This is a genomic window from Cytobacillus oceanisediminis (genome assembly GCF_004366035.1).
GTDB classification, from domain to species: Bacteria; Bacillota; Bacilli; order Bacillales; family Cytobacillaceae; genus Cytobacillus; species Cytobacillus oceanisediminis_C.
On sequence record NZ_SOEE01000008.1, the window covers coordinates 9,989 to 27,425 of the forward strand.

A 17,437-nucleotide genomic window follows, 5' to 3' on the forward strand; every position below is an offset into this window, starting at 1 on the left:
TATTTTCGGCGTTAATCCCTCTGATTAACTACCATTTTCTCTCCCCTCTCCTATTTTCGGCGTTAATCCCTCTGATTAACTACCATTTTCTCTCCCTTCTCCTTTTTTCGGCGTTAATCCCTCTGATTAACTACCATTTTCTCTCCCTTCTCCTTTTTTCGGCGTTAATCCATCCGATTAACTACCATTTATCTCTTGCAGTCCTTTTTTCGGCGTTAATCCCTCTGATTAACTACCATTTTCTCTCCCTTCTCCTTTTTTCGGCGTTAATCCATCCGATTAACTACCATTTATCTCTTGCAGTCCTTATTTTCGGCGTTAATCCCTCTGATTAACTACCATTTTTCTCTCCCTTCTCCTTTTTTCGGCGTTAATCTATCCGATTAACTACCATTTATCTCTTGCAGTCCTTATTTTCGGCGTTAATCCCTCTCTGACCTCCATTCACTTTTTCTTCCATTTGGCATGCTTGGTAATAAGAACCTTTCCCCCTCCCCTTTTTCTCATAATTTCTCCCCAATATTCTCTGCACCACTTTCCCAGAACCAATACCACCGCACCAATCCACTATTGTATTTGTAGTCAGTTTCCTATCCGGAAACAAAACCGCAAATTCCTTTACACTTCTCAGTACCGCAGTGTCTACCTTTTCTTTCAATCCACATTCTCTGCAGGATAAGTAGCCTTGAGTAAAGGGGGCTAAAAACGAAGTACACGAACTGCATATTATCCCTTTCCTCAATTGGTCATAAGTGTATTCCGGAATTCGCACATAGGGGTTCTCCTTCAAGCAGCGGGCCTTTAACTGTTCAGCCAGCTTCAGGTTTCTCGATTTCGCCGCATTAGGAATAGTTTTTAATTTCTCCAGGAATCGTTTAATCTGCGCAGGAAATACTGCAGGAATAGTGATAGGAGCTTGATAAAGCTGAAAGCCGGGGTTAATGAAGATCAGATGTGACTTGATGGGAAGATGGTAGCCGAATTCTTTAAGAAGCCCTCGTAAAAGGGTTTCACTTCTTTGCAGCTGAAGGAGGGGATTTTTTATTTCTGTTTTGGATAGCAGTGAATACCATCTTTCATTTTCTATGTAATAGTCCCCTTCGTAGTTTTTAACTTCAAAGACGAATATAGTGCCGCCGGCGATAAGGAGTGTATCGATTTGGAAATGGGTATTGCTGTTTTCCAGCAATAGATCATTTAGAATAATGCAGGAGTCCGGCAAGTCCTGAAGCTCCCTGTCAAAATGCAGCTCGCCTGCATAGCCCTTCTCTAAATGCAGATACTGATTCTCATTTTTCAAAGGCAGCTCCAGGCGGCGGGACAGAAAGCGGAGCATTTCCAGCTCCTTTGGTTCGAAACGGAGTCTGTTTATCATCACTCACATCCTTTATTAAGATAATTTAATTTTATGAAAATTCCACCATGACTACAAGCAAAATCCCCTTGGTTTTAATAACAAGGGGATTTATAGTACATATTCAGCAAGCACGCTCTGCACTTCGTATATGTTCAAGTTCTTATTAAAATGCTTTTCAAGTGGTTCGCCTGATCCTGAGATCCAAATTTTTAATTCGGCCTCCAGATCGAAGCTGCCTGCGGTTTCAATGCTAAAATGGGTGATGTTTTTGTAAGGGATGGAATGATACTCGATTTTTTTCCCTGTAATTCCTTGCTTATCCACCAGAATCAGGCGCTTGTTTGTAAAAATGAATAAATCGCGGACGAGCCTGTAGGCTTTTTCAACCTGTTCACTCGGGGCAAGGACTGCTGAAAATTCCTCCTGAACCTCATTAATGTCCGCTTCAGATGCATTGCCGATAAAACCATCGAAAATTCCCATTTAACCAACCTCCATTATAAGGTTTAACTCCATTATACGAATCCTTCGGGAAAATTCCCAGTGATAAAGGCTCCCCCTCCCAGGAAAGCCTTCAATTATTTATTCTTCTGTTGATTGATCGTCCTGTGCTTTTTTCTGTCCTTCTTCTTCTTTATCTTTTGAAATCCGGCCGCAGGCAATGCGTTCTCCTGAGTCTCCTGCCGGCTGAGTCATGCCATCATCTGGTCCGTCATGAATGACAATGGAGGTCCCTTCCTTTGTCAGCAAAGAGTTTTTGTCTTCTTTTAACGTGACCTGGGGCGCCATAAAGTCAATCTTAGCCTTGCCGTCATCCTCAACTATCAGGTTGGGAAGATCACCCGCATGTGATCCTTTGGGGTGAAGCAGCCCATGCTCCTTATTGTCAGGATTGAAATGATTTCCTGCCGATTTAAAATCAGGTGGTTCACATTTTGCTTCTTCGTGGATATGTATGGCAAGTTCCCCCGGCGGAAGTCCGCTTAGATCCCCGCTCAATTTTACTCCGCTCGCCTGTTCCTGCACCTTAATTGTGCCTAATGAATCGCCTGCAGCATTAAACATTTCCACTTCCGTATTCGTAATGTTCTCTTCACCGCAGCCGGACAGAAGAAGAACAAAACCAAGCATCAGCGCTTTTCTCATAATTAAATCCTCCATCAAGACATTTTGTCTTTAGTGTTGCCCAATCACTTTATCAATAAACAAAAAAAGAAGAACAGCCGCTCAGCTGTTCCCCCCTTGTCTATTTTGCCTATCGATGCGCTCTTCAAGCTCTTTCGCCTTGGCTGCTTCGCGCTTTGACACACGGATAATTAATCTCATTGTAAGAATGGCCGCAACTAAAAAGATGGCAAACGTTACAGCTGCAGGGCCATATTCTGATTTATCTTCCGGAAAATATAGAAACAGCGACAGTACATACCATTGCAACATCCTAATCAATCCTTTCTGCTAAAAGCAGTGTCCACCCGAATTATTATATCAGCAATGATTACACAGTCCAATGTTTATACATTTATTTTAAAACCTCTATCTTTTCAATAACCACATCTTCCGCAGGCTTGTCCTGTTCAGCAGTTTCCACTGCTGCGATACTGTCGACTACATCCATTCCCTCAACAACCTGTCCAAAAACGGAGTGCTTATTGTCAAGCCAAGGTGTACCGCCTTTTTCATAAGCTTTGATAATTTCTTCCGGATAACCGGCCTTTTCCATTTGCTCTTTCAAGCTTGGATCAAGCGTTGTGTTCTGAACAATAAAGAATTGGCTTCCGTTAGTATTGGGACCAGAATTCGCCATGGATAAAGCTCCGCGGATATTATAAAGCTCATTGGAGAATTCATCCTCAAATGCTTCACCGTAAATGCTCTCTCCGCCCATGCCGGTTCCCTCAGGGTCGCCGCCCTGAATCATAAAGTCCTGAATGACCCGGTGAAAAATCAAGCCGTCGTAATAGCCATCTTCACTATGCTTAATGAAATTTTCAACCGCTTTGGGAGCATGATCCGGGAAAAGTTTAATTTTAATATTCCCTTTTGATGTCTGCATTTCCACCAGTCTTTCATTTCCCTCGACTTCTTCGGTTAATTGCGGAAAGCTGTCCGGTGCTTCTTCGCTTGCCTGGTTATCTGTCTGGCTTTCTTCAGCAGCAGAGCCATTTGCCTTGTCCTCTTCTTTTTCAGTGCTTGTCCCGCATGCTGCCAGAATCAGCATCAGAAAAAGAAGCGGTGTTAGAAAACGCCATTTCATTTTCTCATCCTCCTATGAAAAAACTAATCATTTTTTAGCTTACCTGATTTATTGAAAATTTGCACTTTGTTTTTTCAAGCTTCATAATAGGGCTAAAGAAAAATGAAAAGGAGAGGTTAGATTGGCAGAAGTAAAGATCGGCGACAAAGTAACAGCCATCTATAAAACAGGCAAATATATCGGGGAAGTTACAGATATCCGGCCACAGCATTACCTGGTCAGAGTGCTTGCGGTCATAAAGCATCCAATGCAGGGCGATTTGCATAATCCTAAAGAGGCAGACGTGATGCTTTTCCATGAGCGCCGCGCGCTTGCATTCAGAGAGCAGACCAATGTGCCTAAGCAGATGGTAAAGCCTTTTGAAGAAGAAATACCAGATTATAAGGATTCGCTGCAAATAGCTTTGGATAAAATGAGAACGGAGCTGGAAGGAGATTCTTCACCCTGGGCAGAACAAAGTATAAGGAATCTAGACTCATTGGAGAAGGATTATTTTAAGTAAATGAAAGCAAGCCAAATCGTTTTGATGGATTTGGCTTGTCAGGCAAATTTATTAAACAGTTTCGAGAAGTCCACCCGATCGCCAATTGTAGTAGGTTCCGGCTTCTGCAGATACTTCTTATCTTTTTCTACCAATCTGAAAATATTGTAAGTCGTTAAAGCATCATCCAAAGCTCGATGATGTTTTCCTGTTCCTTCTTTGCCGTATTCCTGAACGGCTTTCCATAATCCTGTCTGGTTTTGATCCCCGAAAAAACGTTTGTATTCCATCGAAAGATCCACTTCCCTGCCTCTGAACGGAAAGTCAACTCCCGCGTGGGCACAATTATTTCTAAGCACCTTCATATCCATATTTCCCCACGTAACGATCGTGCATGGACGGTTCCTGTTCATATCCATCATTTTTTTCACCAGTTCAAGAAAATCGATGCCCTGGTCTACCTGTTCCTGTGTTATATGCAGAAAGGATTTGCAACGCTCGGACAATTTCGGAAACCGGATGGGAGTTACATATGAAGAGAACTCTTCACAAACTTGATTGCTGATGACTGATACAATTCCCGCTTCGATAATTTCCGGAAAAAACCCTCTGAAAGCACTGCCTTTCTCAGGCATGGTAAATTCAAAATCAATAAATAGATATTGGTGTTCCTCCCCCATGTTTTCACCTGCTTTCCATTGAAAATTCACGCACATAATTTCTTATATTATAGCATGAAATATTTCAATTTTCTGAGTAAATTGTATTTAAACCGGAATTTTTCAGCAGGGTCTGTCTTCTTTAAAAAAACTTAACTCCTTAGAAAAAAAGCCGAAAAATAGGATAGAAGTTCAAAATATCGGAGGCGGATTCCTTTGCGTTCCTGGTCTGGATTTATGATTATCATTCTTTTGCTTCCTATTTTTTCTTTACTGATATTTGCTGTCTCTGCTGAATCGCAAAAGGTCCAGGGGTTTCATGAGCTGCTGGATGAAAAGCTTGAAATAAAAGAAGCCATCCTGCCCCAGACAAGTTATATTAAAGCAGGCAACGGCCAAGTAATCTCTGAAATGGATCATCCGGTAAACAGAATCAGCCTATCGCCAGGTGACATTTCCCCTTTTCTTAAAAATATATTTATCACAGCGGAGGATCAGCACTTTTATGATCATGCCGGATTCGATATCGCTGCCATTGGACGTGCCCTGGCCATCAACATCCAATCGGGTGATATCGAACAGGGTGCCAGCACCATTACTCAGCAGCTGGCTCGTAATATTTTTCTGAGTCATGAACAATCCTATAACCGCAAACTCAGTGAACTCCTATATGCATATGAGCTGGAGCGGAAATTATCCAAAGAAAAAATTCTGGAATTGTATATTAATGCAATTTATTTCCATAATGGAGCTTACGGAATTGAGGCTGCATCCCAGCTTTATTTTAAAAAAAGCGCCAAAGACCTGACCAAAGCTCAAGAAGCTTTTTTGGCCGCCATTCCAAACAATCCATCCTTATATGATCCTATAAAACACTTTGACCATACAAAAGAAAGACAAGAGCGGCTGATTGATCAACTAAAGGAAAAAGAGCTGATTTCCTCTAAGGTAGCAGAGACGATGAAAAGTGAACGGATTCAGCTTCAGGTCAAACAAAGAATAGATTTATATCCGGATTATGTTTCATTTGTCGAAGCGGAGCTGCGGGATTTAATTTCTATTAAAGAAGGCTATCAGGATAAGCTCCTTAAAGCAGGTGAACAGGAAAAAGCATCATTGAGCGCCAAGCTTGATAAGAGAATATCCCAAATAATGGAGCAAGGCATAATCATTGAAACTGCCCTGAATCCTGCCCTTCAGGAAAAGGCTGTAAATTCCCTTAATAAGCGCCTGACCTACAAGGATGTGGAAGGTGCAGCAGCCGTGATCGATAATGGATCACATGAAATTACAGCTCTCGCAGGCGGAAAAAATTATAAGAAATATAACTTTAATCGAGCTTTTCAGGCATACAGGCAGCCTGGTTCCGCTATTAAGCCGCTCCTTGTTTATGCACCCTATTTTGAGCACACCAGCGCAGGTATTCATGATCAAGTGAATGCAGGCCCTTTCTGCAAAAATGGGTATTGCCCCCAGAATTATGGCGGTGCCCGCTATGGATTGACCACACTCGAAAAAGCCTTTATTTATTCATATAATACACCTGCAGTAAGACTGCTGGACGACATTGGAATTGAAAATGGTTTTCGTGACTTAGATAAGTTTGGTTTTAAAATGGTTTCAGAGAAGGATCATGCTCTTTCTGCAGCTATAGGCGGATTTACATACGGAATGACACCGCTTGAGCTCACATCAGCATATACTGTGTTTGCAAATGATGGTTATTACCAGCCTGCAAGAGCCATCCGTAAAATCACTGACCTGAAAGGAAAATTGCTTTATAGCTGGGAGGATTCTAAAACGCAAGTTTGGAGCGAAAAAACGATAGAAAAAGTGAGGGATTTAATGGCCAGGACCGTTCAATCCGGCACTGCACGGAAAGCACGTCTGCCAATTGGATATGCCGGCGGCAAAACAGGAACCACTAATGGCTATCATGATTACTGGTTCGTGGGCTTAACAGGCCAGTATACAGCAGGTGTCTGGGTTGGAAAAGATCGGCCCGGCAATCTGGCTGCTATCGAAACGTCTTCTCCCCAGCTGCTGATTTGGAAGGATATAATGTCTGATTAAATTGAATTGTTTACCTTGAAAAGGAGGCCCTTTCTGCGGCCTCCTTTTCCTATATCGGCAGACTGGCCATGATGCTGTTGTATATTTTCAAAGAAAGATAGAGTATCCCTGTTAAAAGAGAAGACCAGACTATAACCTGAAAAAAAATCACACCAGCAATGCCTGCTGCAGTCAATGAAGAACTGGCTTTATAAACAAAATAACTGAAATAAATAAAGGTAGCGGCCGCAAAAAAGATGCCAATCCCGATATAACTGAACAAACTCAAAAGCGACAAAGCGCCTCCAATAAAATAGATGGCCGAACCTTGCCTTGACTTTGTCAGACTTTCCCCTTCCAGATCTTTAGAAAAGAACAGAAGTGACAGTCCATTGATTGTATCCGCCACCAATTTCAAGGCTGCAAACACCATAAAAAAAAGGACCAGGAGCAGGACCGTAAGTGACAGCTTTACGCCGCCTTCTGAAAAGAACTCTAGCATCCCCTGGTAAATCCCTGTCTTTTCCAGGAAATAGACTAACTCCATCTGAGTTTTTAATGCCAGAGAAGTACTAAACAAGACAATCGCCAAGAGCGGAAAATAACTCGTCAGATATGTATTTTTCATTTTTCCCCATCCATATATGTCTTTCTTTGCTCTAGCTATCTATTATCAGATATTTTCATAATTTTTACAATAGCTATCCAATCTGTATATTTCCATGTTTCCCGGCATAGACATAAACCATATTCTAGTAAGTTTTGCATTTAATAGAGAAAAAGGGGGAAGGAAATGAAAAAAGGAATATGCTGTTTTTTGTTTGCCGTCTTGCTGTCAGTTCAGTACCTTATGCCAGCAAAAGCTGCTGATGCTGAAAAAGAGTTCGAGGACATACTTGAAGAACAGCTTCGCAGCACTGTCCATTATTACAGCGAAGACTCTTTTTCAGTTATTGATGCATACGGGATACAGGGGCAAGTAACAAAGATTGTTACATCTGATGACCCTCAAACATCAGAAAATGAAGAGGAAATTGAAGAATATTCATCTCATATTGGAATTGTTTTTTTGGAATTAGAACAAAAAAGAGATGGCTTATTTATTTTTAAGAAAAAGGATTTCTTATACTATGATTATGACAATAATGAATTCCTGACAGCATCCAATGTACTCGGCAATGAATCAATCAGGGATTTTTTTGAACTGTATGCAGACGATATTGAGAAAAATATTACGCCCTTCTCCAAATTTCTCATCTTATTCTTTCTTTCCTTCATCATTACTGTCCCGCTATTCATCATGATCTTTCATAACCGTGGCCAAAGCAAATTTTAATACAGCAGTAAGAGAGGATGAGTCATATCTCATCCTCTTCTTGTTATGATGCTGTCTGTATCCTCACATATTCTCTCGGTTCAAATACCTTCAGCTTTTGCTTATTTTCAGCTTCCATTTCGTAATTTGCCGGTAATAATTCTACCACTTCTTCTTCGTCTGCCGGAATATAGAATTCCCTTTTGGTTTGGTGGTCCAATATCCAGGCGCCTGCAAACAGAAGGGCAAAGATTGTAATGGCTGCTGAAATTTTATGCTTAATCATGCACAACACCACCTAAGAGTAGTGTGCGTTGATCAATGTTTTTTTATACAAAAATGCTGTTTTTAGAGACATTTTTTCAAAAAAATTTTTCCTGATTAATTCGTGTTTCTACCTATTTAATAAGAATGGATAAATCCTTTACTGATAAGGGTTTGAAGAATGCACAGTCTTTATTTTTAGGTTATAATTTGTTCTGAGGTGCATGAGCGGATAGTAATGACGATTATGGCACGCCTGTCTTGCCTGCCCTGTCTGGATAATATGGGGGAAGGTGGAAAAACTTTTATTAAGCGCTTTTATCGCGGAAAAAGTTTTATACATGCTGCGGAAGAAAAATACAGTTTTCCAAATATGCTGAACTGTCAGATGCCATATAGCCGTTTCATTAAGCTGCATACTAGGATGCTTTGTTGGGTTAACACACAATTAATTTAAAGGGGGTAATGTTTTGTCTCTGCTTCACCTGGCAATAATTTCACCATTTTTGCTTGCCATCCTTGTGCCTATTGCGTACAAGCTGTTTAGGCAGATACATACGGGTTGGTTCGTACTTCCTCTGCCAATCCTTTTATTCAGTTATTTTATCTCTTATTTATCCATCACCTCCAATCAGCAATCCGTCACAAAATCTTTTTCATGGATTCCCACTCTTGGAATCGATTTCACGGCAAAAGTAGACGGTCTTGGTTTGCTTTTTGCTTTGCTGATCACCGGAATAGGAGCCTTGGTTGTTCTGTATTCCATCTATTACTTGGATAAAAATAAAGAAAAACTGAACACCTTCTATGTTTACTTGCTTCTATTTATGGGAGCTATGCTTGGAGTTGTCCTTTCGGATAACTTGATTGTGCTTTATACTTTCTGGGAATTTACGAGCTTTTCTTCATTCCTGCTAATCGGGTACTGGTACCACAGAGAGAAATCAAGATATGGTGCACAGAAGTCGATGATCATCACGGTTTTCGGCGGTCTTTCTATGCTTGGAGGCATCATACTTCTTTATTTGATGACAGGTACTTTCAGCATTTCCGAAATTATTGCTCAATCAGATGAGATATTTTCACACGCATTATTCGTTCCTGCTTTGCTCTGCATTTTGCTTGGGGCTTTTACCAAGTCTGCACAATTTCCATTTCACATCTGGCTCCCGGATGCCATGGAAGCACCAACACCCGTCAGTGCATATCTGCATTCGGCAACCATGGTTAAAGCAGGCATTTATTTAGTAGCACGTATGAGTCCGGTATTTGCGGAGCACTCGCTCTGGCTCTGGCTCATTGCAGGATTTGGCATTACAACATTATTCTGGGGTTCTTTCTCAGCTGTCAAACAGACTGACCTTAAAGCCATCCTGGCTTTCTCAACAGTCAGCCAGCTGGGGATGATCATGTCCCTTCTCGGCATTGGCGCTGCAGCACTTCACTTCGAAACAGTAGAAGACAGTATTTTTACGGTTGCCACTACAGCTGCTGTCTTTCATTTGATCAACCATGCCACCTTTAAAGGAAGTCTATTCATGGTTGCTGGAATCGTAGACCACGAAACCGGCACCCGTGATATCCGCAAGCTTGGCGGTCTGATGAATTTTATGCCGATTACCTTTACTTTGGCGATTATCGGCACATTTTCCATGGCCGGACTTCCTCCTTTTAATGGGTTCTTAAGTAAGGAAATGTTCTTCACAGGAATGGTCCGTGTTCTTGAAATGGATATTTTCAATTTGGATACATGGGGTTTCTTGTTCCCTGTTCTTGCCTGGGTGGCAAGTGTATTCACATTTATTTACAGCATGATTCTTGTATTCAAGACGTTCACAGGCAAGTTCCAGCCTGAACAATTAGAAAAGAAACCGCACGAAGCTCCAATCGGGATGCTCATATCACCGATTATCCTGGCTTCACTAGTGATCATTATCGGTTTCTTCCCTAATATTATTTCAAACACGCTCATCTCTCCTGCACAGGCAGCCATCATGCCTGTTGAAGGGTATGTGTATGATACTCATATATACTTCTGGCATGGATTCACGCCTGAGCTGTTCATGACTTTGGGTGTTATTACATTGGGCATACTGCTTTTTGTCACTCTGCCGAAGTGGAGAAGTGTGTATAATTTGTTCCCTGAGAAGTTGGCGCTAAATCGCTTTTACGATTCTATGCTGGAAGTATCACAAAGGGCTTCCTTCAACTTAACAAAATTATATATGAACGGATTTATCAGAACCTATCTTGTGTATATTTTTTCATTTTTTATTGTGGCTTTGGCTGCCACACTGGTTCTGAAAGATGCTTTTAAATTCGATACGAGCGAAGTGGCCACCATCCATTATGCGGAGGTTCTGCTGGCATTAGTCATCGCTGCTGCATCTGTCTCCATTCTTTTTGTAAAATCCAGAATGACATCCATCATTCTGCTGGGGGCAGTCGGATATACTGTTTCATTGTTCTTTGTTATTTTCCGGGCGCCTGACCTTGCATTAACACAGCTTGTAATCGAGACGATTTCTGTCTCTTTATTCCTGCTAGCTTTCTACCATCTGCCAAAGCTTCGGCATGAGGAGCGGATGGGATTTAAAATGACGAATGCCCTTATATCTGTAGGGGTGGGTGCGATTGTCACGATGATTGCCCTATCTGCCCACAGCAATAAGATGTTTCCTTCAATTGCAAAATATTACGTGGAGAATACGTATAAGGAAGCAGCCGGGAAAAACATGGTAAACGTTATTCTTGTTGATTTCCGGGGCTTTGATACCATGTTTGAAATTACGGTTCTTGGAATTGCAGCTCTTGGAATTTTCGCTATGATTAAACTTCGCCTGGAAGGAGGAAAGAAAAATGAAAACAAATGATATTATTTTGCAGACCGCTACGAAAGTAGTTTTGTTTCTCATTATTCTTTTCTCTATCCATATCTTTTTTGCCGGCCATTATACACCGGGCGGCGGATTCGTTGGCGGATTGCTGACATCGGGGGCAATTGTGCTGCTGCTGCTGGCTTTTGACATGAAAACAGTCTCAAAGATTCTTCCTGTCAATTATATTCACATGATTGCAGTTGGACTGCTTTTTGCAATTGGCACAGGGGCGGGAGCATTGCTATTTAATGTCCCTTTCCTTACTCATGCTTTTGGACATGTTGACTTGCCAATCCTGGGGGACACGTCCCTCCATACAGCTACACTGTTTGACCTGGGTGTTTTTCTGGTTGTTGTTGGCGTTACGATGACCATTATTCAAACGATAGGGGAGGATGAATAATGGAAATATTAATGGCTTTCGTAATTGGAATTTTATTTATGTCAGCTACTTATCTTATGCTGTCAAAAAGCTTGCTGCGCATTATTGTCGGGACCGGGCTTTTAAGTCATGGGGCACATATGCTGATTTTAACGATGGGCGGTTTAAAAACAGGATCTGCCCCGCTGCTGGGTGAAAACGCACCCTATACCGATCCGATTCCCCAGGCTCTTATCCTGACGGCAATTGTAATCAGCTTCGGGGTCACCGCGTTTTTCCTTGTACTGGCATACCGTGCCTACCAGGAGCTTGGCACTGATAATATGGATCGAATGAGAGGAACTGAAGGAAATGATTAACTTTTTGATATTGCCCATCCTGATCCCTTTAGTTACGGGTGTCCTTCTCATCTTCGCCGCTAAAAGAATCATGCTGCAAAGGTGGATTGCAGGCATTTCATCAGTGATTGCGATCATTCTTTCTGCCTTGCTGGTTCAGAAGGTTCGAGTTGACGGGATACAAACGCTGGATGTTTCAAGCTGGGAGGCTCCGTTTGGGATCACGCTTGTTTCTGACATGATGTCAGCTCTGCTGGTGCTGACAACCAGTATAATCGCATTTCTATGCTTGATTTATTCATTTTGGAGCATCGGGGAAGCCAGGGAGAAGTTTTACTATTATGCTGCGTTCAACTTTTTAATTGTTGGCGTAAACGGTGCCTTTACAACTGGAGATATCTTCAACCTTTTCGTATTTTTCGAGGTTATGCTGATGGCTTCCTATGTTTTGCTTGTACTGGGAGGAAAGAAGGCACAGCTTAGGGAGTCCATTAAATATATCCTTGTAAATGTTATATCTTCTGCACTGTTTGTTATAGCTGTAGCCTATCTTTATTCTGTTGTAGGAACGCTCAATATGGCGCATATATCCGTCCGCATCAGCGAAGCCAGCCAAGGGAATCCCCCAGGAATCATAACAGTGATTGCTGTGCTATTTTTAATCGTATTTGGATTGAAAGGAGCCATTTTTCCTTTATATTTCTGGATGCCGGGCTCTTACTATGCACCGCCTGCTCCTGTTTTGGCTTTATTCGGAGCTCTGCTGACAAAAGTCGGAGTTTACTCCATCACAAGAACCTATACGTTGTTCTTTTATCATGATACTGGCTTTACCCATCAGCTCTTGAGCTTTTTGGCGATTATGTCGATCATCGCCGGAGTCATTGGAGCAATTGCCTACTGGGATATTAAGAAAATAATCATCTACAATATCATCATTGCTGTAGGGGCGATTTTGTTTGGAGTATCAGCGATGACGACTGATTCCCTTACCGGGTCCATCTTCTATTTGATTCATGATATGATTATTAAGGCGGCTTTATTTTTACTTGCCGGCATCATTATAGCGATAGCGGGTACAAGCAACTTGCATAAGATAAGCGGGTTGATCAAGCGCTATCCTGGTCTGGGCTGGACCTTCTTCATCGCAGCGCTTGCACTTGCGGGGATCCCGCCGTTAAGCGGCTTTGTTGGAAAGCTTCTAATTATTAAAGGCGGTTTCGAAGCAGAACATTACTGGGGAGCAGGGATTGTTTTAATGTCCAGTCTTCTTGTGCTGTTTTCAATCATGAAAATCTTTATTAATGGCTTTTGGGGTACACCTCGCGCCTATAAAGGGGAAGACAAAGTTCCTGTCGGCAAAATGATGATTGCCCCAGTTATCCTTGTTGTCATTGCCGTTTTCTACGGAGCCGGCTCGGAGTATGTTTATCCGTATATCTTACAGGCTGCTGAAACTCTTGCAAATCCAGAAATATATATTGAAGCAGTTTTAAAGGAGTATTGAGTATGGCATTTCAAATATTATTAAATGTGTTCCTTGGGTTTATGTGGATGTTTTTAACAGGATCATACGAACCGGTTGCGTTCCTTAAAGGATACCTTTTTGGCCTGCTCATCATCTTTACTTTCAGAAGATTTTTCGATTCACGCTTTTATCTATTAAGAGTTGTGGCAGTAATCAATCTTTTGTTTCTTTTCATCAAAGAGCTTATCTTAGCGAACATCGGGGTGCTCAAAGTATTGTTAAGACCCCAGCTTGATATGCGTCCAGGCATTTTTGCCTACCCCACTGTCCTGAAAAAGGACTGGGAAATTACAGTGCTATCGAATTTGATCACATTAACTCCAGGGACATTGGTTGTAGACGTATCCCCGGATAATAAGATTCTTTACATTCATGCAATTGATATTGAAGATGCAGAGGAAACCATTGATTCAATAAGAAACTCGTTTGAAAAAGCAATCTTGGAGGTGAGCCGATAATGCTGAATACTATTGTTCTAAGTGCCATCCTTATCATTTCGGCTGCCACCATCGGTTTGGTTTACAGAGTGATTAAAGGGCCAACCACACCAGACCGTGTGGTTGCACTTGATGCAATTGGCATAAATCTTGTTGCAATTGTTGCATTGATTTCGATCGCCCTTAATACAAGTGCGTATGTGGAGGTTATCCTTCTGATCGGGATCCTTGCCTTTATTGGGACCGTAGCCTTCTCTAAATATCTGGAGAAGGGGGTTATTATCGAAAATGATCGAGATCGCTAATATTGTCATTATTGTGCTGATTATTCTGGGAGCCTTTTTAAGCCTTGTCGCAGCATATGGTGTTATCAGGCTTCCTGATATTTATACCAGGAACCATGCGGCATCAAAGTCCGCAACACTGGGGGTTATGTCCATACTGCTCGGAGCCCTGCTGTTCTTTTATATTAAAGATGGCTTTTTCAATTCCAGAGTGCTGCTCGGAATTATATTCATCTTCATGACATCACCTGTAGCCGGGCATTTAATCGCCCGGGCAGCTTATAACTCCGGTGTAGAGCTATGGGATAAAAGTGTACAGGATGACTTAAAAGATGCACCACATATGAAAAAGGCAGGCAGCAAGGAACAATCATAAATAGGAAAACCGCAAGAAATCCTCTTGCGGTTTTTTTATTTTATTTTCTTTTAATTACGGCCATTGTGCATCTGGATGTACAAATCAGCTTGTCATTTTCATCCGTTATTTTGATATCCCATACCATTGTGGTTCTTCCCTGATGCAGCACTGTTGCAACGGCCGTCACAATTCCATCCTTTTTAGCACGTATATGGTTGGCATTGATTTCAAGCCCTGCAACAGATTCCGTTTCTTTGTCGCAAAGTTCAAATGCTCCAATGCTTGCAACAGTTTCCGCAAGGGCGACAGACGCCCCTCCATGCAGCAGGCCAAACGGCTGGCGGGTGCGTTCATCAACAGGCATGGTAGCAACTACACGGCCCTTTTCAAGTGACACGATTTCCATTCCGAGTGTTTCGATTAATGTATCTTTCAGCTCCATTCCCCTATCCCCTTTCCATATGTAAAATGTTGTCATACTATACTTCATTATATAAGAACAAACTATGTATGTCCTGTAGGACAATCATAAAAAAGAGGTGACCGTCATGAATCGCGTTCGCGAAGGATTAATTCCAACTGTTCTCGGCACCGCTGTTACTGCGGCTGGATATGCAATGAAACAAAACCGCAGAACCAATAACATGTTATCAGATACCATCGTTGGTTTCGGGCTCGCCCATATTGTACTGGGAGCCATCGACCTGGTTGAGCACCGCAATCAGTATTAAATAAAAAAGGCAGCTTTCCAGGCTGCCTTTTTATATTACAGTCCCAACCCCTGATCATGCAGTTTTTCCTGCTCCTTCCCGCGCTTTCTTCTGGTGAAGCGGAAAATGAGAAAGAGCAAAGTAAAGCCTGCCAGGCCAAGCAGTAATTCTTTTTCATGTTTGATGATGGCATCAATATGATCTCCAAATATATAGCCGATCGTGAAAGTCACTGACAGCCAGATCAGAGCGCCGCTGTAGGCAAATAAAGCGAATTTTTTAAATGGCAATTTACTGAAGCCGTATAAGAAAGGGAGGAAATTTCTGATACCCGGAACAAAATAACTGAAGGAGAGGGAAAAGGCATGATACTTTTCCATTAGTTTTAAAGAAGCATCAATCATTTTAGACATTCTTTTACTTTTTTGAAAGTATTTCAGCAGTGGCCTCCCGATCAAACGCCCGATTGTATAACAGGTTGACAATGCAGCCAAGATGCCAAGATAAATGACAATGAAAGCAAGCACAGGGTGAAGTGTCTTTAAAGAGGAAGAAAGGCCAACAGTCATTACAATCACTTCATTTGGCACAGGAAAAATAAAGACCCCTACCCAAAGCCAAAGAAACAGCCCCAAATATCCGTTATTCTCAATGATCTCCAATATCAGTTCCAGTTCCATCCGGGGCCTCCCATCTATGCAAGCAGTGCTCACTTATTTATATTCATTACATTAATATATTCTTCATGCGGTTCTTTTACCCCTTTTCTAATTATATCAATCCTTATAAAAATTGCCTTTCTAATGCACACTATGCAAACCCTTTTTATCTATGCAGGGTGTAAGCCATATTTTTGCGAGAAAGCATTTCATTTTGTTTTCTCATAGGAATAGCCTTCATTTCATATATTGGGAATGCGTGCATTAATTATTAATCGAAAGGGGCAGAACCGGATGTACCCCTATTATTATTTTCGCTACCCAAAGCCTGGATACAATCCTCAGCTTCAAAACTGCTGGAATTATCCGCATGCATATCAGTCTTATTATCATCCTGTCCATTTCTACAGAACCTTTCCCGCTGTTAATCCTCAACTGTTCATGAGCTCCGCTAAAAAAATGGAAGTCCTCATGAGGGACGCCAGCACATTGCTTGTAAAAATGGCAGAATCAAAAAAGTTTTCATATGAACTTATGGCAGCCGCTCAGCAGTCAAAAAAGGATGCAGTCGAAAAAATGATAAAATCAACAGGTATTTCCCGAATTCCTGCGGTGTCCTATACACCTGACGGGCTCAGCCTCCATTTCGAATCTGATAAAGAGGATACCCAGAAATGCTGTGATCTTACACTAAAACTGAGATGGATGTAAGCAAACAAAAAAGCTCTCAATCAAGAGAGCTTTTACCTGTTCAGCGATAATAAGGGTTTCCATATGGTCCATAGCCAGGGTATCCGCCTCCGCCATAAGGAGCATATGGTGCAGCTGGCGGGCCATAGAATGGCGGCGGAGGGCCGTAAAATGGACGGGGAGCAAATAATGCTGCTCCCAGCCCCCCTCCCAGGAAACCGCCGAGCAGGCCGCCGACAAAAGGAGCTCCTAAAAAGAAGAACCTTTCGCCCCCGTTTCTATATGGGCCTCTATAATAATACATGCAGGGTAACCTCCTTAATTTTCAATGCCTTCTCTATTTAATATGCAGATGTCCGCATTTTGAGTGGGCTACAAGAAAAGCGGAAGCGCCTTTCCCACCCCCGACAAGCACAAGACGGGCCTCACGGATAGGCGACCTTTGCCTTTTTGGGAGGCTTGGCTTGTGACCTAGAGGGGGTAGGCGCTGGAGCTAGACAGCATTAGAAAAGCGGAAGGCGCCCGCCTATCGGCGACAGGCCTAAGACGAGCCGGCTAAAAGGTTGCTCTTTAACCTTTTGGACGGATTGAAGAATTGTTGAGGCGACTGCCCAGGGACAACAAGCATAAGACGGTCCCTGTAAGAAGTTTTTTTTTCCTTCTGGAAGAAAACGGCTTATGACCTCGAGCCGATTACTCCTGGAGCTAGACAGTACTTGAAAAGCGGAGGTCCCTTGCACACCCCCGACACCTCAAGGGGGGGAGGCGCTCGAGCTAGACAGCATTAGAA

General features: G+C 42.2%; 23 protein-coding genes. 12 read left to right on the forward strand and 11 right to left on the reverse strand.

Annotation, left to right across the window (positions count from 1 at the left end):
• Nucleotides 1–394: 394 nt before the first annotated feature.
• The 5 genes from DFO72_RS19485 to DFO72_RS19505 form a co-directional block, all read right to left on the reverse strand.
• Nucleotides 395–1,375, reverse strand: coding sequence for a nuclease-related domain-containing protein (locus DFO72_RS19485; protein WP_113883575.1), 981 nt, complete (start codon nt 1,373–1,375; stop codon nt 395–397).
• Nucleotides 1,376–1,465: 90 nt separating this feature from the next.
• A complete protein-coding gene (locus tag DFO72_RS19490; RefSeq protein ID WP_113883576.1) occupies nt 1,466–1,840 on the reverse strand; it encodes a PH domain-containing protein in 375 nt (124 codons plus the stop codon).
• Between the two features lie 99 nt (nt 1,841–1,939).
• The gene (locus DFO72_RS19495; RefSeq protein ID WP_113883577.1) at nt 1,940–2,503 is read right to left on the reverse strand and encodes a superoxide dismutase family protein; all 564 of its coding nucleotides are present in this window, start codon (nt 2,501–2,503) and stop codon (nt 1,940–1,942) included.
• 81 nt (nt 2,504–2,584) lie between these two features.
• Nucleotides 2,585–2,794 (reverse strand): hypothetical protein, encoded by a 210-nt coding sequence (locus DFO72_RS19500; protein ID WP_009331645.1) that lies wholly within the window; start codon nt 2,792–2,794, stop codon nt 2,585–2,587.
• Nucleotides 2,795–2,876: 82 nt separating this feature from the next.
• The gene (locus DFO72_RS19505; protein ID WP_113883578.1) at nt 2,877–3,611 is read right to left on the reverse strand and encodes a peptidylprolyl isomerase; all 735 of its coding nucleotides are present in this window, start codon (nt 3,609–3,611) and stop codon (nt 2,877–2,879) included.
• Nucleotides 3,612–3,732: 121 nt separating this feature from the next.
• Between DFO72_RS19505 and DFO72_RS19510 the strand changes: the two genes are divergently transcribed.
• The gene (locus DFO72_RS19510; protein ID WP_113883579.1) at nt 3,733–4,113 is read left to right on the forward strand and encodes a kinase-associated lipoprotein B; all 381 of its coding nucleotides are present in this window, start codon (nt 3,733–3,735) and stop codon (nt 4,111–4,113) included.
• Between the two features lie 38 nt (nt 4,114–4,151).
• On the opposite strand, the gene kapD is transcribed toward DFO72_RS19510, so the two are convergent.
• Nucleotides 4,152–4,772 (reverse strand): 3'-5' exonuclease KapD, encoded by a 621-nt coding sequence (gene kapD, locus DFO72_RS19515; protein ID WP_113883580.1) that lies wholly within the window; start codon nt 4,770–4,772, stop codon nt 4,152–4,154.
• A 195-nt stretch (nt 4,773–4,967) separates the two neighbouring features.
• Between kapD and DFO72_RS19520 the strand changes: the two genes are divergently transcribed.
• Nucleotides 4,968–6,824 (forward strand): transglycosylase domain-containing protein, encoded by a 1,857-nt coding sequence (locus DFO72_RS19520; protein ID WP_113883581.1) that lies wholly within the window; start codon nt 4,968–4,970, stop codon nt 6,822–6,824.
• A gap of 49 nt (nt 6,825–6,873) precedes the next feature.
• Here the strand turns inward: DFO72_RS19520 and DFO72_RS19525 are convergent, their stop codons facing one another.
• Complete coding sequence (locus DFO72_RS19525; protein WP_113883582.1) at nt 6,874–7,431, reverse strand: DUF5366 family protein; 558 nt, start codon at nt 7,429–7,431, stop codon at nt 6,874–6,876.
• A gap of 165 nt (nt 7,432–7,596) precedes the next feature.
• Here DFO72_RS19525 and DFO72_RS19530 point away from each other — a divergent pair, with 165 nt between their 5' ends.
• Nucleotides 7,597–8,139 carry a hypothetical protein gene (locus DFO72_RS19530; RefSeq protein WP_113883583.1) on the forward strand — a complete coding sequence of 181 codons (543 nt, stop codon included), beginning with the start codon at nt 7,597–7,599 and terminating at the stop codon, nt 8,137–8,139.
• Nucleotides 8,140–8,182: 43 nt separating this feature from the next.
• Here the strand turns inward: DFO72_RS19530 and DFO72_RS19535 are convergent, their stop codons facing one another.
• On the reverse strand, nt 8,183–8,404 hold the full coding sequence (locus DFO72_RS19535) for a hypothetical protein (RefSeq protein ID WP_019380053.1): 222 nt from the start codon (nt 8,402–8,404) through the stop codon (nt 8,183–8,185).
• Nucleotides 8,405–8,852: 448 nt separating this feature from the next.
• Between DFO72_RS19535 and DFO72_RS19540 the strand changes: the two genes are divergently transcribed.
• From DFO72_RS19540 to mnhG, 7 genes are read left to right on the forward strand one after another with little or no spacing between them, the layout of a single operon-like run.
• Nucleotides 8,853–11,255 (forward strand): Na+/H+ antiporter subunit A, encoded by a 2,403-nt coding sequence (locus DFO72_RS19540; RefSeq protein WP_113883585.1) that lies wholly within the window; start codon nt 8,853–8,855, stop codon nt 11,253–11,255.
• A complete protein-coding gene (locus tag DFO72_RS19545; protein ID WP_113883586.1) occupies nt 11,242–11,664 on the forward strand; it encodes a Na(+)/H(+) antiporter subunit B in 423 nt (140 codons plus the stop codon). Before DFO72_RS19540 ends, DFO72_RS19545 begins: the two co-directional genes overlap by 14 nt.
• Nucleotides 11,664–12,002, forward strand: coding sequence for a Na(+)/H(+) antiporter subunit C (locus DFO72_RS19550; protein WP_113883587.1), 339 nt, complete (start codon nt 11,664–11,666; stop codon nt 12,000–12,002). The genes DFO72_RS19545 and DFO72_RS19550 overlap by 1 nt, the downstream gene beginning before the upstream one ends.
• Nucleotides 11,995–13,488, forward strand: coding sequence for a Na+/H+ antiporter subunit D (locus DFO72_RS19555; RefSeq protein ID WP_113883588.1), 1,494 nt, complete (start codon nt 11,995–11,997; stop codon nt 13,486–13,488). The genes DFO72_RS19550 and DFO72_RS19555 overlap by 8 nt, the downstream gene beginning before the upstream one ends.
• A 2-nt stretch (nt 13,489–13,490) precedes the next feature.
• Complete coding sequence (locus DFO72_RS19560; RefSeq protein ID WP_113883589.1) at nt 13,491–13,967, forward strand: Na+/H+ antiporter subunit E; 477 nt, start codon at nt 13,491–13,493, stop codon at nt 13,965–13,967.
• The gene (locus DFO72_RS19565; protein WP_113883590.1) at nt 13,967–14,251 is read left to right on the forward strand and encodes a Na(+)/H(+) antiporter subunit F1; all 285 of its coding nucleotides are present in this window, start codon (nt 13,967–13,969) and stop codon (nt 14,249–14,251) included. The genes DFO72_RS19560 and DFO72_RS19565 overlap by 1 nt, the downstream gene beginning before the upstream one ends.
• Nucleotides 14,235–14,606, forward strand: a complete 372-nt coding sequence (gene mnhG / locus DFO72_RS19570) for a monovalent cation/H(+) antiporter subunit G (protein WP_113883591.1) — start codon at nt 14,235–14,237, stop codon at nt 14,604–14,606. Before DFO72_RS19565 ends, mnhG begins: the two co-directional genes overlap by 17 nt.
• Before the next feature lie 40 nt (nt 14,607–14,646).
• Here the strand turns inward: mnhG and DFO72_RS19575 are convergent, their stop codons facing one another.
• Nucleotides 14,647–15,030, reverse strand: a complete 384-nt coding sequence (locus DFO72_RS19575) for a hotdog fold thioesterase (protein ID WP_009331660.1) — start codon at nt 15,028–15,030, stop codon at nt 14,647–14,649.
• A 106-nt stretch (nt 15,031–15,136) separates the two neighbouring features.
• On the opposite strand from DFO72_RS19575, the gene DFO72_RS19580 reads away from it, so the two are divergent.
• Nucleotides 15,137–15,319 (forward strand): hypothetical protein, encoded by a 183-nt coding sequence (locus tag DFO72_RS19580; RefSeq protein ID WP_009331661.1) that lies wholly within the window; start codon nt 15,137–15,139, stop codon nt 15,317–15,319.
• A 35-nt stretch (nt 15,320–15,354) separates the two neighbouring features.
• On the opposite strand, the gene DFO72_RS19585 is transcribed toward DFO72_RS19580, so the two are convergent.
• Nucleotides 15,355–15,978 (reverse strand): DedA family protein, encoded by a 624-nt coding sequence (locus tag DFO72_RS19585; RefSeq protein ID WP_113883592.1) that lies wholly within the window; start codon nt 15,976–15,978, stop codon nt 15,355–15,357.
• Between the two features lie 273 nt (nt 15,979–16,251).
• Here DFO72_RS19585 and DFO72_RS19590 point away from each other — a divergent pair, with 273 nt between their 5' ends.
• Nucleotides 16,252–16,668, forward strand: coding sequence for a hypothetical protein (locus DFO72_RS19590; RefSeq protein WP_113883593.1), 417 nt, complete (start codon nt 16,252–16,254; stop codon nt 16,666–16,668).
• A gap of 40 nt (nt 16,669–16,708) precedes the next feature.
• Here the strand turns inward: DFO72_RS19590 and DFO72_RS19595 are convergent, their stop codons facing one another.
• Entirely contained in the window at nt 16,709–16,951 is a 243-nt protein-coding gene (locus DFO72_RS19595; protein WP_019380049.1) for a hypothetical protein, read from the reverse strand.
• Between the last annotated feature and the right edge of the window lie 486 nt (nt 16,952–17,437).